Raw genomic sequence first — 24,176 nt, 5'->3', positions numbered from 1 at the left:
GACGATGTTCGCGCCGCTAAAGCACGGCGGCAATGGCCTAAGCCGTCAATCTGGATGACTGGTTTGGCCGGTTTCCAGTACTTGCGTGGTCAGCAGTATCTTCAGCCGCGAAAGACGGGCAACCCGATCGGCTGCCAACGCGTCCCACTGCGCCTTGTATTGCTTATCAGTGAGGTTTTCGCGCGCCTCATCCAGCTCAGTCCCAAGCATGTCGAACTCATCGGTTACTGTCGCAAACTCGTCTGGATACTGCGACTGCAGCCAGGTGCTCCAGAATGTCTGCTCACTGAGGAAACGGGCCTTGGCCTCGACGGTTTCGGCCGCGCTCACATAGGCGCGCGCTTTCGCCAGCTGGGCCGAGGTTCCGCCGCTGATGGTCTCGAACCTCATCGAGGCGGGCTGGCCGGGAAGTTGCAGATCCGCTGCCAGATTGACGATGTAGTACAGCCTGGCTTCAATCTGATCCAGCTCAGGCGTCAACTTCAGGCGTTGCTCGATATCTTGATGAATGAAGGCCTCGAGCGTTTCCAGGCGAAACAGCCCTGTACCGAGCTTCAGCAGCTCGTCACGCTGGCCTGGCACCGCACGTTCAGCATTGGCGACCAGCACCCGCAGTTGCAGGTCGGCGAAACGCTCGGCAACGCTGTCTGCGCAGGTGACCGGATCGTCAGCAATCGAATGCAGCTCCAGCGCCAGTTGTGCATCGGCATCCATGGCATCGAGCACGCTCCATACCTGGCTGGTAAGCACCGCTCGATAGGTGCTGTTGCGGAAGTCGGCACTTTCGCGCAGCGCGCTCAGAATGTGCAAAATACTGTCTTGTTGCTCAGCATCAGCGTGGGCTGGAAACAGACGATCCCAACGAGCACTGCGCGTTGCTGCGTGCTCGCCTGTGACCCACAGCGCCTTGGCAGAGGGTTCCAGGTTTGCCACCACGCTCGGGCCATGCATCAGATGCGCCGGGCGCGCGTAAAGAAGCTCAAGACGGGTACGCTGAATGGCATTGCGCTCCAGCTGGATGGACGCACGAAATTCATACGGCATCTGCAAGATCGCATCAGGAATGCCGGTCAGTACATTGGCGTTCAGGTTGACGATGCGAAGCTGGGCGCACTGCTCCAACCCTTCAGGCCACTCCAGCAGGCCACAATGCATCAGCAGCAGCTGCCGCAGGGCCGGAGCCTGAGCAAAACGCAGCGCCATTGTGCGCAGCGGGTTGAAGTTCAAATTCAGTGAGATGAGGTTGTGAAGTTGCCCCAGGCTACTGGTCGCCGCGTCATTCCACCTGATCCGGTTGTAGGACAGTTGCAGCCGCTGCAACTGAGCCAGCTGACGGATGCCGGCAGGTAACACACGCAGGTTGTTTCTCGACAGATTGAGCCGTTGCAGCCCTTCAAAACAGCTGAAGAACGATTCGGGCACTTCCTGCAGCGGCGTATTGACCATGACCAGGGAAGTCACGAAGTGGAAATCTATCCCTCGGGTCAGTTCAGGCAATGTGGTTACCTGGCAACCACTCAAATCCAGGATACGCCCCTCGAAAGCCTGGTGCTCCAGATCAATATCCAGTTGCCTGCGCCAGGCCGCGCGCAGCCGCTGCGACAGCTGATTGCGCGCAGCCAGCTCCGGCTCTGGTGCAGCGGAAACCCATTGGCTCAGGCGGTTTTCCAGGAATTGCAGGTTCTGCTCTTCGAAAACCAGCTGGTCGAACGGATCCTCGGCATCCAGCACTCTCTCCATGTGTTCGTGGATCCGCTCAGGAGAGTCGCCCTGGTAAAGCGCCGTCAGTCGACGCCGCAGTTCCAGATAAGCCCCTCGCTGGTTCGAAATGCCGCCACCGAGCGGGTAGCCGACACGACCATCGGGCAGCCGTTGGCCCGGGTTGAACCAGCCTTTGCTTTCAACCTGCCCCAGCAGGGCCATCAGCCGCTGACGTTCGCCTGGCAGTTTGCTCAATACCAATTGGCGCAAGGCATCGGCAGGATTCTCCTGGCCAAGGTCAAGGCGTTCGCGCTGCGCGGGTTCCAGCAGGCAATAGACGGCCTGGAAGAAGTCATCCGGTTCTGTGGGTTGTGCCTCCAGCGCCAGGCCACGATGATCATAGAGGCCGAATTGCCCGTCGCGATGCACCAGGATGTGCTGGGTCGCTTCGGGCGATTGCGGGTTGAGTACCGCCAGCAATCGCCCCGATGAAGAGTTTTCCCTAAGTTCCAATCGCGTCTTCAACGGCCAATGGTCAACCCGCGCGAACAGGTGCAATGCCAGCTCACCTGCCCCGTCGACGTAACCATTGCGCAACATCAGGCCTTGCTGGGCCCGGTTGAGCCCGGCCAGTTGCAACAATGAACGGGCTCTTTGCGCCACGCTCAACGGCAACCGCCGCCGCAGCTCGATCACCTCCCGCTCAGAGGCACTCAGCGTGGCCACCAGTTCACTGACATAGTCAGGCGGCAAACCGGCAAAATCACGCACGATCACCTGCGCAGCCTGATCGGTGGAGGGCTCGACCTCGCTCAGATGCCTGAACAGCGCCGAACGCAGGCGGCTGGCGTGTTCCTCGAGCGCAAGCTGCAAACGCTCGCCTTCCATCCCGGAGAACTCCGGGCGCTGCTTGCACCAATCAAGCAACACCGGGTCCTCGAAACGCATGGCATCGGGATGCTTGCCGAAAAAGCGTTCGACACGCTCGTCGGCCTCGAAACGGCGCAAGGTATCGCGCAAGTTGGCTGGCAGGGCGCGGTTTTCGATGGCAATGCCACGCAACTCATCGGCATCACTGCAGGCGGCTTGCAGCACGCGCTGCGCTTGCAGGGGATCGAGCGGACGCGCCTGAGGCCAAAGCCGATCGAGCAGCTTGGCTTCATCGTCCCAGGCCTGCGGGAGCTCACCACGCACTCGCCAGAAGCGCTCACCGTTACCTTCGACCACGGGGCCATAAGCGTTGGCTCGCAACGGATGCTGGAGGCGCCAGGGCCCCTGCTCCTCAACCTGACGAACCTCGTAATAGTGCTCATCCACACGCAGCAGGCGCCGCGCTCCGTCGTGGTAGAGGCCGTCATCCTCCAGCCTGGCCCCCTGCCCCGAGGTCCGGTAAGCCGTCAGGTCTTCGTTCCACAAACGCTGGGTATCCGGCCCGACGCCTACAGGCTCGAGGCCATCGACAAAAGTACTGCGTGCGAACGCTCCGACAGCAGCGCCAACCCCTGCCGCCACTGCCGTAGTGACGGCGACTGCCGCTACCGTCTCAGCAACGTTCAGCACGTGCTGCAGCGCGTCATGATCATGCCCCTTTGCCCAGTCCTCGACGCCTTCGAACACCTCTTTGCAGACATGCGTCACCAGGTGTGCGAGCAACAACGCCCCGACCACCGGTATGAAGAACCCGGCCAGGCTGGCCAGTCCCCACCCCAGCGAAGCCCAGGCTTCAAGGCGTTCGCGGCTGGCCTTGGCATCGGCATCGGCGGTCGGCACCAGAAGCAGCCGGGCATCCGCCTTGACACGCTCGATCTGTTGGTCGACCCAACGTTTGAAAACGGGGTCATGATGGGCATCGCCCTCCACTTCCAGGTCTGGCACAGCGTCCTTGAGCCGCGATTGCAAGGTACTGAAGAAGGCCGCACGGTCCTCCAGGGCGATCAACTGAATGAACGCCGCGAGCCGGTCGCTGTGCTTGAGTGCACCGGCCATTTCCTTGACCCAGTCCAACTTGGAAGCGAACCAGCGCAACGGCTCTGGCTGACCGGGCAAGTAGACGACAATGCCGTCATCCTGGTCTTCGCCGCCGCGGAGCTGGACAAACAAGGCTTCATGCACACGTACGCCCAGCATCGACATCAGGCCAGGATAGGCTGTGACTACTGGCGTATCGCCTGGCAGGGCAGGCACGGCAGCGGCCGGAGTGGTGTCGCCATTCGCCACTGCAGAGCCACTGGCACTCGCCATCAAGGCATCCCTGACGTCAGCCGTGATGGTGCCTTTCAGGAACGCCATGTGCACGGCCAACGTGAAGCCTGCCAGCTTGTCTTCCATGAGCAGGGCGGCGTTTCGCTCAAAGACGCTGTCCAGCTGGGACTGGTAGCGGGCGCCCACGTCCAGCTGGCGGCACGTTGCGATAAAGGCCTCAAGGTCACCCGACAACACCTTGTCGCTGCCCGCAGCAACCAGGCCACTGCCATCCAGCGGCGTGGCATTTTTGGCAAAGTTCTGCATCAGGCGCGCCAGCGCAGGCTGCAGTTTGTACTCGGGCTCCAGACGAGGCACCGAATAGCCTTCCAGGTTGTATACCTTGTCCTGCCACAGCAACTGGCTCAAGGGATGATCGTCTGGCAGCAGATCTGCCAGAGCTTCAGAAAACGCGGTGTCTGCAAACGCATGGGGCGTCACCGCGGCCGCCGTTGCAGCACTCACCTGTTCCTGGGTGGTCTTGTGCTGGAGGTACAGCTTTCGCAACGTGCGGATATCGGCCACAGAAGCCGCCTTGATCCATTGCGGCGTGCGCTGATGGATGAAGGTATCGGTTATCTTTTGGCTGAGTGCAGCAGCATTGACAGGCTTGTCGGCAGCGACTTTGCGGGCGTCTGTAACGTTGGGGAATTTACGGTTGAGCACGGGCGTCTCCAATGCAATGGAAGCGCACACTCTTTCATTGCTTGCCTGCCCGATTCAGAGGGAACTGGCCTACCCGTGTGCTTCGCGTGCATGCGCCAGCGCGCGATAGTGCCCAGGGTTGCAACCGAACCATTTGCGAAACGCCTTGTAGAAAGAGCTGCTGTCGGCAAAGCCCAGGCGCGCCGCAATTTCGCCCATGCCAGGCTCCGCCTGGCTCAGCCACGCGATAGCCAGCTCCCGCCGCACGCTGTCCTTGAGCCCTTGGTAGGTCTGCCCCTCTTCTGCCAGGCGTCGACGCAGGGTGGACGGCGACAGGCACAGTTGCCGTGCCAAGGCATCGCCATCAGGCCAGTGATTGGGGTCCTGATGCAGTAAGTCATGGCGGATGCGCCACCCCAGGCTGGCAGCATCACGGTACTTGACCAGGATGTTGCCAGGGGCCTCGGCCAGAAAGCGCTGCAGCTCCTCCGGCGTGCGCCGCAGTGGCAGGTCGAGGCTCTCAGCACTGATGATCATGCGTGTGCGCGGGCGCTCGAACTGCAGGTTTTGCGAAAACATCACCCGGTAGTCGTCGCAAAACGGGGGCTCGGCGCAGCGCAACTCGATGGCCAGGATCGGGATGCGCCGCCCTGCCAGCCAGCAGGCCAGGCCATGCACGATCATCCAGAAGGTGAAATAGGTGAAGGCGCGCCGCGGCAGGTCGCGAGGCTCGTTGATGACGATTTCGGCCAGTTCGTACTGGCGCACCAGGCTCGGTTGCAGGTCTTCAAGCATCAGCGAGAGGAACTCCAGGGCGGTGTCCAGCCCTGTACCCAGGGTCGGCTGGCCCATGCTTGCCCGGCACATGAAGGCCAGGCTGCCGCTGCGCAGGCCGCGCGGGTCCATGGCGAAGAATTCATCGTTGCAGCGGCGCGCCAACAGGCGCCACAGCCGCGCATAGGCCTCGGCGCTGACCCGCGCGGCAGGCGCCTGCAATTGCCCGGCGTCGATCCCGGCACGGGCCAGCAGTGCAGCATCCGGCTCGCCCGCCGGGCAGGTCTGCAACAGGGCTTCGCGCACCAGTTGCATGGAGATGGTGTCTTTTTCGCTCATCGGCATTCCATTCGCGGCTGCAGGTATCTTAGGTCGGCTCAGAGGCTGGCCGCCAGGTTCAGGAAAGCCTGGATCAGGCGTAATTCGCGGCGCCGTTCCAGGCAACCGACCCTGTGCTGGTTAAGCAAGCCTTGGCCGGCCAAGGGCCGCGCCACCACCCGCGGATCGTTGGCCACTTCGGTCGACGACACCACACCAATACCCAGTTCGCAGGCCACCGCCTCGGTCACAGCCTCGCGGCTGTCCAGTTCCAGCAGCACCCGCGGTTGTATGCCAGCAGCGCTGCAGGCCTTGTCGAAGGTGCGACGCGTCGTCGAACTGGGTTCACGCAGCACCATGATCTGTTGGTGCAGCTCAGCCAAAGGCAGGTCGTATTCCGCCTGTGCCCAGGCATGGCCCGCTGGCAACAACGCACACAGACGCGACTCGCAGAGGTTCTGCAGGTACAGGCCCTTGCGCGGTTCGACTTCAGTCAGCACGGCGACGTCGGCATGTTCGCCGAGCAGCGCAGCCAGGGTTTCCTGGGCGTTGCCCAGGCGCAAATTGACAGTGATGCCCGGGTAACGCTCACGCAGCAGCGCCAGCATCGGCATGACCCGATGGGGGCCATCGGCCGCCACTTCCAGACGCCCGGTCAACAACTGGCGATTGGCCTCAAGCATGGCCTGGGCTTCCTCGGCCAGGCCGAACATGGCCCGCGTGATGGCCGCCAGGCGCGTGCCCTCCTCGGTCAGCTCCACCCGCCGCGCAGTGCGTCGCAGCAACGTGATCTGGTAGTGCTCCTCCAGTGCCTTGACGTGCCCGGTCACCGCTGGCTGGCTGATGAACAGGCGCGCAGCGGCGCGGGTGAAGCTGCCTTCACGGGCAACGGCATCGAAGGCTCGCAGCTGAAAAAGGTTCATAGGTATCGGCCCGACTTATAGCTCGTATAACAACAAACAATTTGATTGATGGCAGGGCGAATTGCAACCTAGGCCCCGTAGTTTCAGCCCACCGCTTGCGAGGAATAACGGAATGAGCAACGCCCCGATCCTGCTGACCCCCGGCCCACTGACCACATCAATCCGCACCCGCCAAGCCATGCTCGTGGACTGGGGCTCCTGGGACCGCGACTTCAACCAACTGACCGCCAGCGTCTGTGAACAACTGCTGGCGATCATCGATGGCAGCGCCAGCCACCACTGCGTGCCCCTGCAAGGCAGCGGCACGTTCGCCGTGGAAGCGGCCATCGGCACCCTGGTGCCACGTGAAGGCAAGGTCCTGGTACTGATCAACGGCGCGTATGGCCAACGCCTGGCGAAGATCTGCAAAGTGCTAGGCCGCACCTACAGCACCTTCGAGACCGCCGAAGACCAGCCAACCACCGCCGCCGACGTCGACCGCCTGCTCGCCGCCGACCCGGCCATCACTCACGTGGCGCTGATCCACTGCGAAACCAGCACCGGCATCCTCAACCCGCTGGCGGACATCGCCCAGGTGATCAAAGGCCACGGCAAGCGCCTGATCATCGACGCCATGAGCTCGTTCGGCGCGCTGCCGATCAATGCCCGCGAAATCCCCTTCGAGGCGCTGATCGCCGCCTCCGGCAAGTGCCTGGAAGGTGTGCCCGGCATGGGCTTTGTGTTCGCCGAAAAATCCGCCCTGGCCGCTGCTGAAGGCAATGCTCACTCGCTGGCCATGGACCTGCACGACCAGCACGCCTACATGGCCAAGACCGGCCAATGGCGCTTCACTCCGCCGACCCACGTGGTCGCCGCCTTGCACGAAGCGTTGCAGCAGTACAACGAGGAAGGTGGCCTGCCCGTCCGCCACCAACGTTACGCCGACAACTGCAAGACGCTGCTCGATGGCATGGCCGCCATCGGCCTGCGCAGCTTCCTGCCGGCCGAGATCCAGGCACCGATCATCGTCACCTTCCACGCGCCGAACGATGCCCGCTACCAGTTCAAGGACTTCTACGAGCGGGTCAAGGCCAAAGGTTTCATCCTCTACCCGGGCAAGCTGACCCAGGTTGAAACGTTCCGCGTCGGCTGCATCGGCGTGGTCGGTGCCGACGGCATGCAGGCCGCCGTCAATGCCGTGGCCGACGTGCTGCGGGAAATGGAAGTGCTGGACATCTAACCCCTTTGCCCACCCGATTTCAGGAATCAGCGCACATGAACTACAGCAATCCTACCCAGCTGCAAGCCGCCATCCTCGACTGGGCCGGCACCGTGGTCGACTTCGGCTCCTTCGCCCCGACCCAGATCTTCGTCGAAGCCTTCGCCGAGTTCGACGTGCAAGTGTCCATCGAGGAAGCCCGCGGCCCGATGGGCATGGGCAAGTGGGACCACATCCGCACCCTGTGCGATGTGCCGGAGATCGCCGAGCGCTACCGCAAGGTGTTCGGCCGCACCCCGACCGACGATGACGTCACCGCTATCTACAACCGCTTCATGCCGCTGCAGATCGAGAAGATCGCCGTGCACTCGGCATTGATCCCCGGCGCCCTGGACACCCTCACCGGCCTGCGCCAGGACGGCCTGAAGATCGGTTCTTGCTCGGGCTACCCGAAGGTGGTGATGGATAAGGTGGTAGAACTGGCAGCGCAGAACGGCTATGTCGCCGACCATGTGGTGGCCACCGACGAAACCCCCAATGGCCGCCCATGGCCGGCCCAGGCCCTGGCCAACGTGATTGCCTTGGGCATTGATGATGTGGCGGCGTGCGTGAAGGTCGACGACACCGTGCCGGGCATTCTCGAAGGGCGCCGTGCCGGCATGTGGACCGTGGCCCTGGTGTGCTCGGGCAATGCCCTGGGGCTGACCTGGGAGGGTTACCAGGCACTGAGCGCTGAGGAACTGGAGAGCGAGCGCAAGCGCATTCATCAGTTGTTTGCCGGCTCGCGACCGCACTACCTGATCGACACCATCAACCAACTGCCGGAGGTAGTGGCCGACATCAACCGCCGCCTGGCCAAGGGTGAGATGCCTCAGTCCTTCTGACAGACCCGGGACGCGGTCCTTTGCAGGACCGCGTCAGCACCAGTGGCAAGCATTCAGACAGCCCGGTTCAACTTCACCCAGGAAGCGAACTTGTCGATAAAGCCCTGCAGGAACGGCCGGGTCTTGTCACTCAGCTTGCCGCCCTCATCGAACAGGCTCGCCGCCCCACCGATATACGCCTCGGGCATCTGCATGCACGGCATGTCGAGGAACACCAGCGACTGGCGCACGGCGTGATTGGCACCAAACCCACCTATGGCCCCTGGCGACACGCTCGCCACCGCCGTCGGTTTGCCGCTCCAGGCACTCTGCCCATAGGGCCGCGAGCCGACGTCGATGGCATTCTTCAAACAGCCCGGTACCGAACGGTTGTACTCCGGGGTAACGAACAACACCGCATCGCTGCGGCGGATCTCATCGCGAAAACGCTTCCACGCCTCGGGCACCCCCTCAGCCTCGACATCCTCGTTGTACAGCGGCAGGTCGCCAATCTCGACAATCTTCAGGGCAAGGCTGGACGGCGCCAGCTCCGAAAGTGCGCGGGCCACCTTGCGGTTGTAGGAATCCTTGCGCAAGCTGCCGACGACAACCGCTACCGAATACACCTGGCTCATGGCGTTATCCATCCTTTGCTGGGAAAAGGGACGTCAGTAGTTATAGATGACCGTTCCTCGGTGGCCTGGATTTTTTTCCACTGTGTGAAAACTTCCAGCCACCTTTAACGGTCTATCCCTACAGACATTTCCTACGTAATTCAGAGGTTTTCACCCAAATGGCAGCAGTAATGGTCGGCCAATTCCACGCCCGTGACGCCGAAGGCCGTATCTACCCCGTGCACGAGTTCCAGGAATCCACCCTCCAGGCGGACGGCAGCGCACTGGGTGCACCGATCACCACCTACCGCCTGGCCATCGGCGACCGCGTCAACCACCTGGGTGAAAACCGCTTCGAACTGGCGCAGACCGGCGTCGAGATCATTCGCATTCCTTGATGCAATCGACCGTGTACTGGCCGCCTTCATTCTGCAGGCCATGCACATCGGCGACGAAGCCCGGGAAGCCACTGTTGAACGCCCGGGCAAACGCCAGGTAGTCGAGGATCGAGCGGGTCGCTTCGGTGAACCGCTCGCCCGGCATGATCAGCGGAATCCCAGGCGGGTATGGCACCAGCATCACCGCCGCAACCCGGCCCAGCAGGGCCTCGATGGGCACCGCTTCCACCTCCCCGCGCACCATCTGGTCATAGGCCCGTGCAGGGCTCACGGCCACCTCCGGCAACCGCGTGAACAACCGCTTGAGCTGCTTGGCCGTGGCATTGGCCCGGTAGCAGTCGTGCAACTGGTCGCACAGGTCACGCAGGCCCAGCCCTTGGTAACGTGCGGCATCGACCGCGACGACGCTCGGCAGGCAGCTACTGAGCGCCGTGTTGCCGTCGTAATGGCGCTTGAATTCCAGCAACTCGGTGAGCAGCGTGCTCCACTTGCCCTTGGTGATGCCCATCGAGAACAGCACCAGGAAGCTGTACAGGCCGGTCTTCTCCACTACCAGCCCGCGCTCCCAGAGAAACTTGCTGACCACCGCCGCTGGAATGCCGTATTCACCCAACACGCCACCCGCGCTCAAGCCGGGCATGACCAACGTCACCTTCAGCGGGTCGAGCAGGACGTAGTCGTCCGCCACTTCGCCAAAGCCATGCCACTCGGCGCCCGGTTGCAGCAACCAGTCCTGTGCCGCCAGGCGCTGGATACCCTCCGCCGCTGGCGGCTGCCAGATGCTGAACCACCAGTCCTCGGCGGCGATGTGCTCGCGCAGGTTGGCCAAGGCGCGGCGGAAACTCAGGGCTTCGTCGAACATTTCCTGCAGCAGCGAGCGCCCGGCGGGCCCCTCCATCATGGTCGAAGCCACGTCCAGCGAGGCGAGGATGCTGTATTGCGGCGAGGTGGAGATATGCATCATGAACGCTTCGTTGAAGCGGTCGCGGTCCAGCTGGCGCTGGGCACCATCCTGCACGTGGATCATCGACGCCTGGCTGAAGGCGGCCAGCAGCTTGTGGGTGGAGTGGGTGCTGAACACCAGCGGGCTGCCCTCGCTGCACGCGGTGCCCATGGCGTAGCGGCCCTCGAAGAACTCATGGAAGGCCGCGTAGGCGAACCAGGCCTCGTCAAAATGCAGCACCTCGACGCTGGTGCCCAGCGCCTGTTTGATCAGCCCGGCGTGGTAACACAGCCCGTCGTAGGTGGAGTTGGTCACCACCGCCAGCTTGATCCGCGGCTCACGCCCCTTGGCCAGCGGGTTGGCCAGCACCTTGGCCTTGATCGACTCAGGGCTGAACTCGCTGAGCGGAATCGGGCCGATGATGCCCAGCTCGTTGCGTTCGGGGCACAGGTAGATGGGGATGGCGCCGGTCATGATGATGGCGTGGACCACCGACTTGTGGCAGTTGCGGTCGACCAGCACCAGGTCATCGCGGCCGACCATGGCGTGCCAGACGATCTTGTTGGCGGTGGAGGTGCCATTGATGACGAAGAAGGTATGGTCGGCGCCGAAGTTGCGCGCGGCACGGGCCTCGGCAGCGGCCAAGGGGCCGGTGTGATCGAGCAGCGAGCCCAGTTCCGGCACTGAGACCGACAAGTCCGAGCGCAGGGTATTTTCGCCGAAGAACTGGTGGAATGCCTGGCCGACCGGGCTCTTGCGGTAGGCCACACCGCCGCCGTGGCCGGGCGTATGCCAGGAATAGTTGGACTGTGCGGTGTGCTGTACCAGGGCCTTGAAGAACGGTGGCAGCAGGCCATCAAGGTAGTTGTGCGCGGCGCGCGCCACCTGACGGGCGAGAAACGGCACAGTGTCTTCGAACAGGTAGAGAATGCCGCGCAGCTGGTTGAGCTCGCTCATGGCCTCGGCCGGGGCGTTTTCCAGGGTGACCTGTTCGCCCAGGGCGAAGATCGGCAGGTTAGGCGCACGCAGGCGGGCCAGGCGTATCAGCTCGGCCATGTTCTGCAGCAAATGGGTGTTGTCGCCGACGCCCTCGGCGGCGATCAGCATGCAGGCCAGGCCATGGTGGGTGGTGGCGACCAGGCGCGCTTCGGTGTGATCGGCCGCCTTGATGATGGCGAAGCCGTCCTGGCTCAGCTCCTCGGCGATGCCGCGGATGCGCTCGCCGGCAACGCTGTCGGCCTTGATGGCGCGATGGACGATGAGGATCGGGAACTTGAGGTCCTTGTACATCCGGCAACTCCCTGCGCAGGACTTGTTGTCCTATTGAGGGTAGTTGAGCCTTATGTTGTCAGCGCCCGAGAAGAGGCCGCTGCAGGCTTGCCGTTCAGCTGGCCGGTGCCTCGGTCAGGGTTTGCCACAGCGAAGGCCCGCCCGCCGACTTGGCCACCGCCGCCAACCGCTCGGCATGCGCCGCGAGCTCTTCGGCACTGGCCATGATCACCCGCCCCGGCGCCCGCCCGACGATGCGACGGATCTCGCTGCCACCGGTGCCCTGCCCATCGCCGTCAGCATCGGCCCCGTGCCCAGCCAGCGACAGGCTGGTCTGGCCACCGGTCATCGCCAGGTAGACGTCGGCCAGCAACTCGGAGTCGAGCAATGCGCCGTGCAGTTCACGGCCGGAGTTGTCGATGTCGTAGCGTTTGCACAGCGCATCGAGGCTGTTGCGCTGCCCCGGGTGGCGGGCACGGGCCAGCAACAGGGTATCGAGGATGGTGCAGTGGTTGGAAATATCGGCGCGGTCGCTCTGCCCCAGCAAGGCGAACTCGTTGTTGATGAACCCGACGTCGAACGCTGCGTTGTGGATGACCAGGGTGGCGCCCTGAATGAATTCGAAGAACTCTTCGGCCACATCGGCGAAGCGCGGCTTGCCGACCAGGAACGCATCGGTGATGCCGTGGACGTTGATCGCGCCCTCGTCACTTTCGCGGTCGGGCTGCAGGTAGACATGGAAGTGCCGCCCGGTCAGGCGCCGGCCGATGACCTCGACACAGCCGATCTCGATGATACGGTGGCCTTCGCTGACCGGCATACCGGTGGTTTCGGTATCGAGAATGACCAGGCGTTTATCTTGCTGCTGCTCCACGCGGGGCGCTCCAACTTGCATCAGTTACAAAGGCGGCGATTGTACCGCAGCTCAACGCTTGGCGCGCACTTCCTCGACGCCGCGGTTGGCCAGTTGGTCGGCGCGTTCGTTGCCGGGGTGGCCGATGTGGCCGCGCACCCACTTCCAGGTGACCTTGTGGCGGTTGACCTGCTCGTCAAGCTGTTGCCACAGGTCGGCGTTCTTCACCGGCTCCTTGGCCGCTGTCTTCCAGCCGCGCTTCTTCCAGTTGACCATCCACTCGTTGATGCCCTTCATCACGTACTGCGAGTCGGTGGTCAGCACCACTTCGCATTCACGCTTGAGTGCCATCAGCCCCTGGATCGCGGCCATCAGCTCCATGCGGTTGTTGGTGGTTTCGCGCTCGCCGCCCCACAGTTCCTTCTCGACGCCCTTGAAGACCAGCAGGACGCCCCAGCCGCCCGGGCCAGGGTTGCCCTTGCAGGCGCCATCGGTATACATCTCGACGCTATCGCTCATGTACCACTCATGTTCAGTGCTTTTCGGTGTCCGGATGGGCGGCATTGCGGTTGACCTTGGCCAGCGGCAGCGGCAGCAGCTTGCCCATCGGCTCGCGGCGCACCTGGCGCAACGGCCGCAGGCCGACCACCATCTTGCGCGCCACCAGCAGGTAGACCCCGCCGCCGGCACTCTGCCAGCCACCCGCCATCCGTTCCCAGCCAGCCAGGCGTTGTTGCCAGGCCGGCGAAGTGAGCGGCGGACGATAGCACCCGAAGCGGCGTTTCTCCAGCGCGAAGCCCAGCAGGTTGAGCCAGTCGCCGACCCGTGACGGCGAGATGCAGCGCGCCTTGCGCAGGGCGCCATGGCTGAAGAAATGACGCAGGCCCCAGCCGCTCCAGGGGTTGATGCCGACGATCAGCAGGTGCCCGCCGGGGCGCACCGCACTGGCCGCCTCGCGCAGCAGGCCGTGAGGCGAAAGGCTGAAGTCCAGGCCATGCTGCAGCACCACCACGTCGGCGGCGTGCTCGCTCAATGGCCAGGCCTGCTCCTCGCAGACGATCTCCACCCCCGGCAGCGGTGCTCCAAGGCGAACGTTGCGCTGCACCTGTGGCGCACTGGGCGGCGGTTCGGCACAGGGGCCATAGTGCACGAGGTAGCCACCGAAGAAGCGCCCGAGCTCTTCTTCCAGCAGTTTTTCCTCTTCCTTCAACATCAGCTGGCCGAGTGGGCCGTTGAACCACTCACGGGCCAGGCTGATCAGCTCGACCCACTCCGGGTCGGCCTGAGCAAAGGCTTGGTCGGTCATTGCGCTCTCCCTCGAAGGTTCTCGCACCGCGCCATCGCGGCTAAGATGCCCTCATGTGCCACGCCTGGCGATACGGATCCGCATCATGATACAGATCGACGCTCTTCCCGCTTTCTCCGACAACTACATCTGGTTGTTACAGGATACTGCCAAACGCCGCTGCGCGGTGGTCGACCCCGGCGATGCCGGCCCGGTGGAGGCCTGGCTGGCGGCCAACCCCGGCTGGGCGCTGGACACCATCCTGGTGACCCACCACCACCATGACCATGTCGGTGGTGTCGAACGCCTCAAGCAGAAGACCGGCGCCCGCGTCTGCGGCCCGGCCCGCGAGCACATCCCGGGCCGCGACCTGGCGCTGGACGAGGGCGACCAGGTCAGCGTGCTGGGGGTGAACTTCCAGATACTGGCCGTGCCGGGCCACACCCTGGGGCATATCGCCTACTTCAGCGACCAGCCGGCAACACCGCTGCTGTTCTGTGGCGACACCTTGTTCGCCGCCGGTTGCGGGCGCATGTTCGAAGGCACACCGGAGCAGATGCAGCCGGCCCTCGCCCGCCTGGCAGCGCTGCCGGAGCAAACTGAAGTCTACTGCACCCACGAATACACCCTGAGCAACCTGCGCTTCGCCAAGGCCGTGGAGCCCAGCAACCCGCACGTTCTGCAACGGTTCGAAGACGTTACCCGTTTGCGCGCCGAAAATCGCATCACCTTGCCATCCACCATCGGCCTCGAACGCCTGACCAACCCTTTCCTGCGTACCTCTGAAACATTAGTTAAACAAAAAGCAGACGAATGGAAGGGACATTCAAACGACTCGCAGGTCACTGTTTTTGCTGCTTTGAGGTCTTGGAAGGACACCTTCTGATAACCTCAAGATATATCGCAGAGGGTTCACAACGGTTGACCCAGGCGGGAGCGGTTTCTAGAATCGCCGAAATTTTTCGCTCGGAAACCTGTCTCAGCCGATGTCTTCCCGTAGCCGCAGAACCGCTCATTCCGTCGCCCTGACGCGCCTGGCCCAAATCGGTGCGCTGGCGCTGGCCGCCACCCTGGTGGGCTGCCAGAGCACCCGTCAGCTCGACGAAGCCGACAGCGTTCGCGCGCACAACTACCAGGCCCGGATCAAGCACAAGCCCTCGCCGTTGGCGGTCAAGCCTGCCGAACCGCCGCAGGATGTGTGGGAGCGCATGCGTCAGGGCTTTGCCCTGCAGGACAACATCGACGTCAACCCGCGCATCGAGCAGCAGCGCCTGTGGTTCGCCAGCAACCCGACGTTCCTCGAGAGCGCCGGCGAGCGCGGCAGCCTCTACCTGCACTACATCGTCGAGCGCCTCGAAGAACGCGACATGCCACTGGAGCTCGCGCTGCTGCCGGCAATCGAGAGTGCCTACAACCCAATGGCCTATTCGCGCGCCAGCGCGGCGGGCATGTGGCAGTTCATGCCAGCCACCGGCCGCCATTACAACCTGCGTCAGACCAACTTCTACGATGGCCGTCGCGACATCACCGCGTCGACCAACGCCGCGCTGGACTACCTGACCCGTCTGCATGACATGTTCAACGGCGACTGGCTGCTGGCCCTGGCGGCCTACAACGCGGGCGAAGGCACCGTCAGCCGCGCCATCGAGCGCAACGAGAAACTCGGCCTGCCCACCGATTACTGGAACCTGCCACTGCCGCAGGAAACCCGTGACTACGTGCCCAAGCTGCTGGCACTGTCGCAGGTGGTCTCCACGCCTGAGGCCTATGGTGTGAACCTTACACCGATCGCCAACGAGCCCTACTTCGAAGCGGTGGCCATCAACGACCGCCTCGACCTGTCGCGGGTCGCCGCCTTCGCCAACATCGACGAAGACGAACTGATCCAGCTCAACCCGGCCTTCAAGAAACGCATGACCGTGGATGGCCCCAAGCAGCTGCTGGTTCCGACCGCCAAGGCGCACCTGCTCAGCGACAGCCTGTCCAACCTCAAGCCCGAGCAGCTGGTCAGCCTGCAGCCGAACAAGGCCGTGTTCGCCGCCGCCGTGGCCGAAGCCAAGGCGCCTGCCGCGCGCAGCTACCGGGTCAAGCGTGGCGACAGCCTGGGCAGCATCGCCAAGGCCAACCGCGTTGCGGTCAAGGACCTCCAGCGCTGGAACAAACTGTCGGGCAACCGCGTCAAGGCCGGCCAGGTCCTGGCCCTGCGCGGCGGCAGCGCGCCAAGCGCCGCAGCCAACCGCGTGGCGGACTCCGGGCAGCGCTCCACCCAGTACAAGGTGCGCAAAGGTGATTCGCTGTATCTTGTAGCCAAACGTTTCAACGTCGAGATGCAGCACCTCAAGCGCTGGAACCCGCGCAGCGGTCATGCACTCAAGCCAGGCCAGACGCTGACCGTCTACCTCTCGCATTGATGAGATGCCGGGGCCGCATGGCGGCCTCGACAACCACCTGCAAAACCTCTCTTTTTCCATACCGGCCAAGCTGTTACTGTACCCCGACCAAAGCCCAACGCCTCTGGATCGGATGCCGACTTGATACGTCCCCTCCTGCTGTCACTCAGCCTGGCCTTGAGCTTCCCCGCCGTCGCGATGGTGAGCGAAAGCCACGGATACGCGCAGTTCGGCACGCTCAAGTACCCAGCCACATTCACCCACTTCGACTGGGTCAACCCGCAAGCGCCCAAGGGCGGCACCTTGCGGGCCATGGCATTCGGCACCTTCGATACGCTCAACCCCTATACCTTCAAGGGCACCAGCCCGGTCACCACGCCGAACTTCCTGCAATACGGCGTCAGCGAGCTGAACGAAACGCTGATGGTCGGCACCGGCCAGTACGACCCGTCCGGTGACGAGCCCACCTCCAGCTATGGCCTGATCGCCCGCTCGGTGGAGTACAGCGAAGACCGCAGCTGGGTAGTGTTCAACCTGCGCCCGGAAGCACGCTGGCATGACGGCGCGCCGATCACCGCCGCCGACGTGGCGTTCTCATACCGCACCCTGCTCAAACAAGGCCACCCGATCTACCGCACCAACCTGCAGGAAGTGCAGCGGGTAGACATCCTCGGCCCGCTGCGCATCCGCTTCGTCTTCAAGCGCGCCGGCAACCCGCTGCTGATCCTGCGCCTGGGCGAAATGCCGGTATTGCCCAAGCACTACTGGCAAAAGCGTGACTTCGAGGCCACCACCTTCGAACCACCGCTGGGCAGCGGGCCGTATCGCATCACCCAGGTGGAACCCGGCAGGCGCCTGGTGTTCGAGCGGGTGAAGAACTACTGGGGCAAGGACCTGGCAGTGAACCGCGGCAAGTACAACTTCAACCGCGTCGAATATGAGTTTTACCGCGATGCCACCGTGGCCTTCGAAGCCTTCAAGGCCGGTGAGTTCGACATCTATATCGAGCACCAGGCAAAAAACTGGGCCAATGGCTACAACTTCCCGGCCGTGCGCCGTGGCGAGGTGATCAAGGCGCAGGTCCCGCACCGCATCCCGACCCAGACCCAGGGCCTGTTCATGAACAGCCGCCGGGCCGCCTTCAGCGACCCCAGGGTGCGCCAGGCGCTGGGCCTGATGCTCGACTTCGAGTGGACCAACCGCGCCCTGTTCAGCAGCGCCTACCGCCGCGCGACCAGCTACTACCCCAACAGCGAGTTCGCCGCCAGCGGCGTACCCACCGGCAAGGAATGGCTGCTGCTGGCGCCGTTCCGCGACCAGCTGCCCGACAAGCTGTTCACCCAGCCCTACCAGGTCAGCCACACCGACGGGCGCGGCATTGGCCGCCAGACCCTGCGCCAGGCCCTGGGCCTGCTCAACCAGGCCGGCTGGAAGCTCGACGGCCAGCGCCTGGTCAATGCCAAGGGCCAGCCGCTGCGCATGGAACTGCTGCTGGTGAACCCGAGCCTCGAACGCATCCTGCAGCCCTATGTCGAAAACCTGGCCAGCATCGGCATCGATGCGCGCTTGCGCACCGTGGACCGTGCCCAGTACAAACAACGCCTGGACCAGTTCGACTTCGACATGATCCTGATGACCCTGAACCAGACCTTGAGCCCGGGCCTCGAACAGTGGCTGTACTTCCACTCCAGCCAGGCCGCGACCAAGGGCAGCAAGAACTATGCTGGGGTCAAGGACCCGGTGGTCGACCACCTGCTCGACACCCTGCTGGCCGCGCGCACCCGCGACGACCAGGTCGCCGCCGCCCGCGCCCTGGACCGCGTGCTCTCATGGCAGTACTACATGATCCCCAACTGGTACCTCGACAATCACCGCCTGGCCTACCGCAACCGGTTCGCCTTCGTCACCACGCCGCCCTATACCCTCGGGCTGAATACCTGGTGGATAAAGCCTTCGGAGAAAGCCCAATGAAGCCGACGCATCGCCTGGCCTGCAGCCTGCTGTTCGCCTGCCTGAGCCTGCCCGCGCTGGCCGCGCCGCAACACGCGCTGACCCTGTACGACGAGCCGCCGAAATACCCGGCCGACTTCAAGCACTTCGACTACGTCAACCCCGACGCGCCCAAGGGCGGCACCTTCCGCCAGTCCAGCTTCGGCGGCTTCGACAGCCTCAATCCGTTCATCAACAAGGGCGTGTCGGCCGAGAACGTCAGCATCATCTACGACACCCTGATGCGTCAGAGCCAGGATGAGCCGTTCACCGAGTACGGCCTGGTCGCCGGCAAGATCGAGAAAGCCCCGGACAACAGCTGGGTGCGCTTCTACCTGCGCCCCGAAGCGCGCTTCCACGATGGCCACCCGATGCGCGCCGAGGACGTGGTGTTCACCTTCAACGCCCTGATCAAGGACGGCGCCCCCCTCTACCGCCAGTACTACGGCGACGTCGCCGAGGTGGTCGCCGAAGACCCGCTGCGGGTCCTGTTCAAGTTCAAGCACCAGAACAACCGCGAGCTGCCGTTGATCCTCGGCCAGCTGCCGGTGCTGCCCAAGCACTGGTACGAGAACCGCGAGTTCAACCGCGGCAACCTGGAAATCCCGCTGGGCAGCGGCCCGTACAAGGTGGCCGAGGTCAAGGCCGGGCGCACCATCCGCTACGAGCGGGTCAAGGACTACTGGGCCAAGGACCTGCCGATCAACCGCGGCTTCTACAACTTCGACGCCATGACCTTCGATTCCTACCGCGACACCGCCGTCGCCCTGGAAGCGCTGAAGGCCGGTGCATTCGACTACGCGCTGGAGGTCAGCGCGAAGAACTGGGCCACCGCCTACAACGTGCCGGCCGTGCGCGAAGGCCGCCTGATCAAGGAAGAGCTGCCCAACGGCAACCCCACCGGGATGCAGGGCTTCGTCTTCAACATCCGTCACCCGCTGTTCCAGGACGTGCGCGTGCGCCAGGCGCTGAGCCAGTTGCTGGACTACGAATGGACCAACAAGCAGTTGTTCAACGGTGCCTACACCCGCACCGGCAGCTTCTTCGAGAACTCGGAAATGGCCGCCCGTGGCCTGCCTAGCGCCAATGAGCTGAAAATCCTCGAACCGCTGCGCGGCAAGATTCCCGAGCAGGCCTTCACCGAGGCCTTCCACAACCCGGTCAGCGATGGCAGCGGCATGATCCGCGAGCAGCAACGCAAGGCCTACAAGCTGCTGCAGGAAGCCGGCTGGAAGATCGTCGACGACAAGATGGTCGACGCCCAGGGCAAGCCGGTGGTGATCGAGTTCCTGCTCGCACAGACCGAGTTCGAGCGCATCCTGTTGCCGTTCAAGCGTAACCTCGCCGACCTGGGCATCGACCTGAACATCCGCCGCGTCGATGTCTCGCAGTACATCACCCGCCTGCGCTCGCGCGACTACGACATGATCGTCGGCGGCTTCGCGCAGTCCAACTCGCCCGGCAACGAGCAACGCGAATACTGGAGCAGCAGCGCCGCCGACAACCCTGGCAGCCGCAATTTCATCGGCCTGCGCGACCCGGCCATCGACCAACTGGTGGAACAGTTGATCAATGCCGACTCGCGCCAGAGCCTGATCGACCACTGCCGGGCGCTGGACCGCGTGCTGCTGTGGGGCTACTACGTGATCCCCAACTGGCACATCAAGACCTGGCGCGTGGCCTACTGGAACCACATCGGCCACCCCAAGGTGTCGCCCAAGTACGATGTCGGCATCGACACCTGGTGGATCAAGCCCAACGTGACCCCAGCGGTCACCGAAACCCCTGCAGACGAGGCCAACTGACATGCTGGCCTATATCCTGCGTCGCCTGCTGCTGATCATCCCGACGTTGTTCGGCATCCTGATCATCAACTTCATCATCGTCCAGGCCGCCCCTGGCGGCCCGGTGGAGCAGATGATCGCCAAGCTCGAAGGCTTCGAGGGCGCCACCAGCCGCATCGCCGGCGGCGGCGCCGAGGTCTCGGTGGCCGGCTCCAACTACCGCGGTGCCCAGGGCCTGGACCCGGCGCTGATCGCCGAGATCGAGCACATGTACGGCTTCGACAAGTCGGCGCCCGAACGCTTGTGGATCATGATCAAGAACTACGCCACCCTGGACTTTGGCGACAGCTTCTTCCGCGACGCCAAGGTCATCGACCTGATCGCCGAGAAGATGCCGGTGTCGATCTCGCTGGGGCTGTGGAGCACGCTGATCATGTACCTGGTGTCGATCCCGCTGGGCATCGCCAAGGCGGTGCGCCACGGCAGCCACTTCGATGTCTGGACCAGCTCGGCGATCATTGTCGGCTATGCCATCCCGGCGTTCCTGTTCGCCATCCTGCTGATCGTGCTGTTCGCCGGCGGCAGCTATTTCGACTGGTTCCCGCTGCGCGGCCTCACCTCCAACAATTTCGACGAGCTGTCCACCACCGGCAAGGTGCTCGACTACTTCTGGCACCTGGTGTTGCCAATCACCGCGCTGGTGATCGGCAACTTCGCCACCATGACCCTGCTGACCAAGAACAGCTTCCTCGACGAGATCAACAAGCAGTACGTGGTCACCGCCAAGGCCAAGGGCCTGAGCCGGCCACGTGTGCTGTATGGGCATGTGTTCCGCAACGCCATGCTGCTGGTGATCGCCGGTTTCCCGTCGGCGTTCATCGGCATCTTCTTCACCGGCTCCCTGCTGATCGAGGTGATTTTCAGCCTCGATGGCCTGGGCCTGATGAGTTTCGAAGCGGCGATCAACCGCGACTACCCGGTGGTCTTCGGCACCCTGTTCATCTTCACCCTGCTCGGGCTGGTGGTGAAACTGATCGGCGACCTGACCTACACCCTGGTCGATCCACGCATCGACTTCGCCAGCCGGGAGCACTGACATGGCCCTGTCCCCCCTCAACCGCCGGCGCTTCGAGCGCTTCAAGGCCAACCGCCGAGGCTGGTGGTCGCTGTGGCTGTTCCTGATCCTGTTCGGCCTGAGCCTGGGCGCCGAGCTGATCGCCAACGACAAACCGATTGCCGTGCGCTACGAAGGCTCATGGTACTTCCCGGCGTTCAAGCGCTACCCGGAAACCACCTTCGGCGGCGAATTCCCCTTGGAAGCCAACTACAAGAGCCCGTACATCCGCGACCTGCTGCAGAAGAAAGACAGCTTCGTGCTCTGGGCACCGATCCCGTTCAGCTACCAGAGCATCAACTACGACCTGCGCGTACCGGCCCCGGCGCCGCCCTCGGCGGACAACTGGCTAGGCACCGACGATCAGGGCCGCGATGTGCTGGCACGGGTGATCTATGGCTTCCGTGTATCAGTGCTGTTCGCCATTACCCTGACGGTGTTGAGTTCCATCGTCGGCGTCATTGCCGGCGCCTTGCAGGGTTTCTACGGCGGCTGGGTCGACCTGGCCGGGCAGCGCTTCCTGGAAATCTGGTCCGGCCTGCCGGTGTTGTACCTGCTGATCATCCTCGCCAGCTTCGTGCAGCCCAACTTCTGGTGGCTGCTGGGCATCATGCTGCTGTTCTCGTGGATGAGCCTGGTGGACGTGGTGCGTGCCGAATTCCTGCGCGGGCGCAACCTGGAATACGTGCGCGCGGCCCGCGCCCTGGGGATGCGCAACGGCGCGATCATGTACCGGCACATCCTGCCCAACGCCATGATCTCGACCATGACCTTCATGCCGTTCATCCTCACCGGTGCCATCGGCACCCTGACCGCGCTGGACTTCCTTGGCTTCGGCCTGCCCCCCGGCGCGCCGTCGCTGGGCGAACTGGTGGCGCAAGGCAAGTCCAACCTGCAAGCTCCGTGGCTGGGCATCAGCGCCTTCGCCGTGCTGGCGATCATGTTGAGCCTGCTGGTGTTCATCGGCGAATCCGCCCGCGATGCCTTCGACCCGAGGAAGTGAAATGAGCGAACAGAACCTGATCGAAGTGCGCGACCTGGCCGTGGAGTTTGTCACCGGCGAGCAGGTCAACCGGGTGGTCGATGGCATCAGCTTCGATATCCGCAAGGGCGAGACGTTGGCTCTGGTCGGCGAAAGCGGCTCGGGCAAGTCCGTCACCGCGCACTCGATTCTGCGCCTGCTGCCCTACCCGCTGGCCCGCCACCCCAGCGGCAGCATCCGCTATGAGGGCCAGGACCTGCTGCAGCAGAGCGAAAAGACCCTGCAGCGCATCCGCGGCAACCGCATCGCGATGATCTTCCAGGAGCCGATGACCTCGCTGAACCCGCTGCACTGCATCGAGAAGCAGATCAACGAAATCCTCCTGCTGCACAAGGGCCTGACCGGCAAGGAAGCGACAGCGCGTACGCTGGAACTGTTGGAAATGGTCGGCATCCCGGACCCGCACAAGCGCCTCAAGGCCCTGCCTCACGAACTGTCAGGCGGTCAGCGCCAGCGGGTGATGATCGCCATGGCCCTGGCCAACGAACCCGAGCTGTTGATCGCGGATGAACCGACCACGGCGCTGGATGTGACCGTGCAGTTGAAGATTCTCGACCTGCTGAAAAAGCTGCAGGCGAAGTTAGGCATGGCCCTGCTGCTGATCAGCCACGACCTCAACCTGGTGCGCCGCATCGCCCATCGTGTGTGCGTGATGCAACGCGGGCGGATCGTCGAACAGGCCGAGTGCGCCACGTTGTTCAGTGCACCGCAGCATCACTACACGCAGATGCTGATCAATGCCGAGCCCAGTGGGTTGCCCGCCCATAACCCGGTAGGGGCGCCGTTGCTGGAGGTGAATGACCTGAAGGTGTGGTTCCCGATCAAGAAGGGGCTATTGCGCAAGACGGTTGACCATGTGAAGGCGGTGGACGGGATCAACTTCAGCCTGCCCCAGGGGCAGACGCTGGGGATCGTCGGCGAGTCCGGGTCGGGCAAGTCGACATTGGGCCTGGCGATTCTGCGGTTGATCTCCAGCCAGGGCGGGATCCGCTTTCATGGCCAGCAGCTCGAAGGGATGAACCAGAAGCAAGTGCGGCCACTGCGGCGGGAGATGCAGGTGGTGTTTCAGGACCCCTTCGGCAGCCTGAGCCCGCGCATGTGTGTGGAGGATATCGTTGGCGAGGGGCTGCGGATCCACAAGATAGGTACGCCGCAGGAGCAGGAGGCGGCGATCGTTGCGGCGCTGGAGGAAGTGGGGCTGGACCCGCGCACCCGCCATCGCTATCCGCATGAGTTCTCCGGGGGCCAGCGCCAGCGTATTGCCATTGCCCGGGCGTTGGTGTTGAAGCCGGCGCTGATTCTGCTGGATGAGCCGACCTCGGCGCTGGACCGCACGGTGCAGCGGCAGGTGGTGGAGTTGCTGAGGAACCTGCAGGCCAAGTACAACCTGACGTACCTGTTTATCAGCCATGACCTGGCGGTGGTCAAGGCGCTGAGCCACCAGTTGATGGTGATCAAGCATGGGCATGTGGTGGAGCAAGGGGATGCGCGGGAGATCTTCCATGCGCCGCAACATGTTTATACGAAACAATTGTTGGAAGCGGCGTTTTTAGGGGATGTCTGAAGCATTCAGAATCAGATTTAACCGCTAGCTTGTAGTCCATTTCCCAAAGATACTCTGGGCGCTCTTTTTCCGTTCTGAGCGCGATGGCCAAGGCGTTGATGGACGATGCCGAACTCGGCATGAGGCATTGATAGGCCGGGGCTGGTAACGCATCACGGCCACCAGGCGTTCGCCAATAGATGTGCAGCGCCTGTGAGATCGAGCGCCGCCCGCGCGGCGCATCGCGAGCAAGCTCGCTCCTACATCTGTTTCGGGCCAGTCTCTCCTG

At 63.5% G+C, this 24,176-nt stretch carries 18 protein-coding genes; 10 read left to right on the top strand and 8 right to left on the bottom strand.

Annotated elements, in window-relative coordinates:
- Positions 1-45: 45 nt before the first annotated feature.
- The 3 genes from F6X59_RS24295 to F6X59_RS24285 are packed head-to-tail and all read right to left on the bottom strand — an operon-like array spanning position 46 to position 6,602.
- Positions 46-4,620 carry an NEL-type E3 ubiquitin ligase domain-containing protein gene (locus F6X59_RS24295; RefSeq protein WP_152958640.1) on the bottom strand — a complete coding sequence of 1,525 codons (4,575 nt, stop codon included), beginning with the start codon at positions 4,618-4,620 and terminating at the stop codon, positions 46-48.
- A 57-nt stretch (positions 4,621-4,677) separates the two neighbouring features.
- A complete protein-coding gene (locus F6X59_RS24290; RefSeq protein WP_152958638.1) occupies positions 4,678-5,700 on the bottom strand; it encodes an AraC family transcriptional regulator in 1,023 nt (340 codons plus the stop codon).
- Positions 5,701-5,738: 38 nt separating this feature from the next.
- A complete protein-coding gene (locus tag F6X59_RS24285) occupies positions 5,739-6,602 on the bottom strand; it encodes a LysR substrate-binding domain-containing protein (RefSeq protein WP_152958636.1) in 864 nt (287 codons plus the stop codon).
- Positions 6,603-6,714: 112 nt separating this feature from the next.
- Here F6X59_RS24285 and F6X59_RS24280 point away from each other — a divergent pair, with 112 nt between their 5' ends.
- Positions 6,715-7,821 (top strand): 2-aminoethylphosphonate--pyruvate transaminase, encoded by a 1,107-nt coding sequence (locus tag F6X59_RS24280; protein ID WP_152958634.1) that lies wholly within the window; start codon positions 6,715-6,717, stop codon positions 7,819-7,821.
- Positions 7,822-7,856: 35 nt separating this feature from the next.
- Entirely contained in the window at positions 7,857-8,684 is an 828-nt protein-coding gene (gene phnX / locus F6X59_RS24275) for a phosphonoacetaldehyde hydrolase (protein WP_152958632.1), read from the top strand.
- A 53-nt stretch (positions 8,685-8,737) separates the two neighbouring features.
- Here phnX and F6X59_RS24270 read toward each other — a convergent pair whose 3' ends face one another.
- A complete protein-coding gene (locus F6X59_RS24270; RefSeq protein ID WP_152958631.1) occupies positions 8,738-9,298 on the bottom strand; it encodes an NADPH-dependent FMN reductase in 561 nt (186 codons plus the stop codon).
- Positions 9,299-9,456: 158 nt separating this feature from the next.
- On the opposite strand from F6X59_RS24270, the gene F6X59_RS24265 reads away from it, so the two are divergent.
- Entirely contained in the window at positions 9,457-9,675 is a 219-nt protein-coding gene (locus tag F6X59_RS24265; protein WP_027919089.1) for a hypothetical protein, read from the top strand.
- On the opposite strand, the gene F6X59_RS24260 is transcribed toward F6X59_RS24265, so the two are convergent.
- From F6X59_RS24260 to F6X59_RS24245, 4 genes are all read right to left on the bottom strand, one after another.
- Positions 9,659-11,908, bottom strand: a complete 2,250-nt coding sequence (locus tag F6X59_RS24260; protein ID WP_152958629.1) for an Orn/Lys/Arg decarboxylase N-terminal domain-containing protein — start codon at positions 11,906-11,908, stop codon at positions 9,659-9,661. The two genes, F6X59_RS24265 and F6X59_RS24260, sit on opposite strands and share 17 nt — an antisense overlap.
- A gap of 94 nt (positions 11,909-12,002) precedes the next feature.
- A complete protein-coding gene (gene dnaQ / locus F6X59_RS24255) occupies positions 12,003-12,761 on the bottom strand; it encodes a DNA polymerase III subunit epsilon (RefSeq protein ID WP_346653791.1) in 759 nt (252 codons plus the stop codon).
- A gap of 51 nt (positions 12,762-12,812) precedes the next feature.
- A complete protein-coding gene (gene rnhA, locus F6X59_RS24250; protein WP_152958625.1) occupies positions 12,813-13,259 on the bottom strand; it encodes a ribonuclease HI in 447 nt (148 codons plus the stop codon).
- Positions 13,260-13,272: 13 nt separating this feature from the next.
- Positions 13,273-14,046 (bottom strand): class I SAM-dependent methyltransferase, encoded by a 774-nt coding sequence (locus F6X59_RS24245; RefSeq protein ID WP_152958623.1) that lies wholly within the window; start codon positions 14,044-14,046, stop codon positions 13,273-13,275.
- 85 nt (positions 14,047-14,131) lie between these two features.
- On the opposite strand from F6X59_RS24245, the gene gloB reads away from it, so the two are divergent.
- The 7 genes from gloB (at position 14,132) to F6X59_RS24210 (ending at position 23,908) form a co-directional block, all read left to right on the top strand.
- Positions 14,132-14,911: a hydroxyacylglutathione hydrolase gene (gene gloB / locus F6X59_RS24240; protein WP_152958622.1), complete on the top strand. Its 780-nt coding sequence runs from the start codon at positions 14,132-14,134 to the stop codon at positions 14,909-14,911.
- A gap of 100 nt (positions 14,912-15,011) precedes the next feature.
- The gene (locus tag F6X59_RS24235; RefSeq protein ID WP_152958620.1) at positions 15,012-16,436 is read left to right on the top strand and encodes a lytic transglycosylase domain-containing protein; all 1,425 of its coding nucleotides are present in this window, start codon (positions 15,012-15,014) and stop codon (positions 16,434-16,436) included.
- A 177-nt stretch (positions 16,437-16,613) separates the two neighbouring features.
- A complete protein-coding gene (locus F6X59_RS24230) occupies positions 16,614-18,386 on the top strand; it encodes an extracellular solute-binding protein (protein ID WP_152958692.1) in 1,773 nt (590 codons plus the stop codon).
- Positions 18,383-20,209, top strand: coding sequence for an extracellular solute-binding protein (locus F6X59_RS24225; protein WP_152958618.1), 1,827 nt, complete (start codon positions 18,383-18,385; stop codon positions 20,207-20,209). Before F6X59_RS24230 ends, F6X59_RS24225 begins: the two co-directional genes overlap by 4 nt.
- A 1-nt stretch (position 20,210) precedes the next feature.
- A complete protein-coding gene (locus tag F6X59_RS24220; RefSeq protein WP_027919080.1) occupies positions 20,211-21,284 on the top strand; it encodes a microcin C ABC transporter permease YejB in 1,074 nt (357 codons plus the stop codon).
- Between the two features lies 1 nt (position 21,285).
- Complete coding sequence (locus F6X59_RS24215; protein ID WP_152958616.1) at positions 21,286-22,305, top strand: ABC transporter permease; 1,020 nt, start codon at positions 21,286-21,288, stop codon at positions 22,303-22,305.
- Between the two features lies 1 nt (position 22,306).
- Positions 22,307-23,908, top strand: a complete 1,602-nt coding sequence (locus tag F6X59_RS24210; RefSeq protein WP_152958614.1) for an ABC transporter ATP-binding protein — start codon at positions 22,307-22,309, stop codon at positions 23,906-23,908.
- Positions 23,909-24,176 lie beyond the last annotated feature (268 nt).

Origin of the sequence: Pseudomonas sp. MN1F (genome assembly GCF_009391885.1) — a bacterium.
Classification (GTDB): Bacteria; Pseudomonadota; Gammaproteobacteria; order Pseudomonadales; family Pseudomonadaceae; genus Aquipseudomonas.
Note: the sequence above shows the minus strand (reverse complement) of the source record. Positions and strands in the feature narration are given on the sequence as shown.

What these genes read in the sequence shown, in the direction of transcription:
- F6X59_RS24290 (WP_152958638.1), bottom strand. Translation starts at nt 5,700, where the DNA reads ATGAGCGAAAAAGACACCATCTCCATGCAACTGGTGCGCGAAGCCCTG.
- F6X59_RS24285 (WP_152958636.1), bottom strand. Translation starts at nt 6,602, where the DNA reads ATGAACCTTTTTCAGCTGCGAGCCTTCGATGCCGTTGCCCGTGAAGGC.
- F6X59_RS24280 (WP_152958634.1), top strand. Translation starts at nt 6,715, where the DNA reads ATGAGCAACGCCCCGATCCTGCTGACCCCCGGCCCACTGACCACATCA.
- phnX (WP_152958632.1), top strand. Translation starts at nt 7,857, where the DNA reads ATGAACTACAGCAATCCTACCCAGCTGCAAGCCGCCATCCTCGACTGG.
- F6X59_RS24270 (WP_152958631.1), bottom strand. Translation starts at nt 9,298, where the DNA reads ATGAGCCAGGTGTATTCGGTAGCGGTTGTCGTCGGCAGCTTGCGCAAG.
- F6X59_RS24265 (WP_027919089.1), top strand. Translation starts at nt 9,457, where the DNA reads ATGGCAGCAGTAATGGTCGGCCAATTCCACGCCCGTGACGCCGAAGGC.
- F6X59_RS24260 (WP_152958629.1), bottom strand. Translation starts at nt 11,908, where the DNA reads ATGTACAAGGACCTCAAGTTCCCGATCCTCATCGTCCATCGCGCCATC.
- rnhA (WP_152958625.1), bottom strand. Translation starts at nt 13,259, where the DNA reads ATGAGCGATAGCGTCGAGATGTATACCGATGGCGCCTGCAAGGGCAAC.
- F6X59_RS24245 (WP_152958623.1), bottom strand. Translation starts at nt 14,046, where the DNA reads ATGACCGACCAAGCCTTTGCTCAGGCCGACCCGGAGTGGGTCGAGCTG.
- gloB (WP_152958622.1), top strand. Translation starts at nt 14,132, where the DNA reads ATGATACAGATCGACGCTCTTCCCGCTTTCTCCGACAACTACATCTGG.
- F6X59_RS24235 (WP_152958620.1), top strand. Translation starts at nt 15,012, where the DNA reads ATGTCTTCCCGTAGCCGCAGAACCGCTCATTCCGTCGCCCTGACGCGC.
- F6X59_RS24230 (WP_152958692.1), top strand. Translation starts at nt 16,614, where the DNA reads ATGGTGAGCGAAAGCCACGGATACGCGCAGTTCGGCACGCTCAAGTAC.
- F6X59_RS24225 (WP_152958618.1), top strand. Translation starts at nt 18,383, where the DNA reads ATGAAGCCGACGCATCGCCTGGCCTGCAGCCTGCTGTTCGCCTGCCTG.
- F6X59_RS24220 (WP_027919080.1), top strand. Translation starts at nt 20,211, where the DNA reads ATGCTGGCCTATATCCTGCGTCGCCTGCTGCTGATCATCCCGACGTTG.
- F6X59_RS24215 (WP_152958616.1), top strand. Translation starts at nt 21,286, where the DNA reads ATGGCCCTGTCCCCCCTCAACCGCCGGCGCTTCGAGCGCTTCAAGGCC.
- F6X59_RS24210 (WP_152958614.1), top strand. Translation starts at nt 22,307, where the DNA reads ATGAGCGAACAGAACCTGATCGAAGTGCGCGACCTGGCCGTGGAGTTT.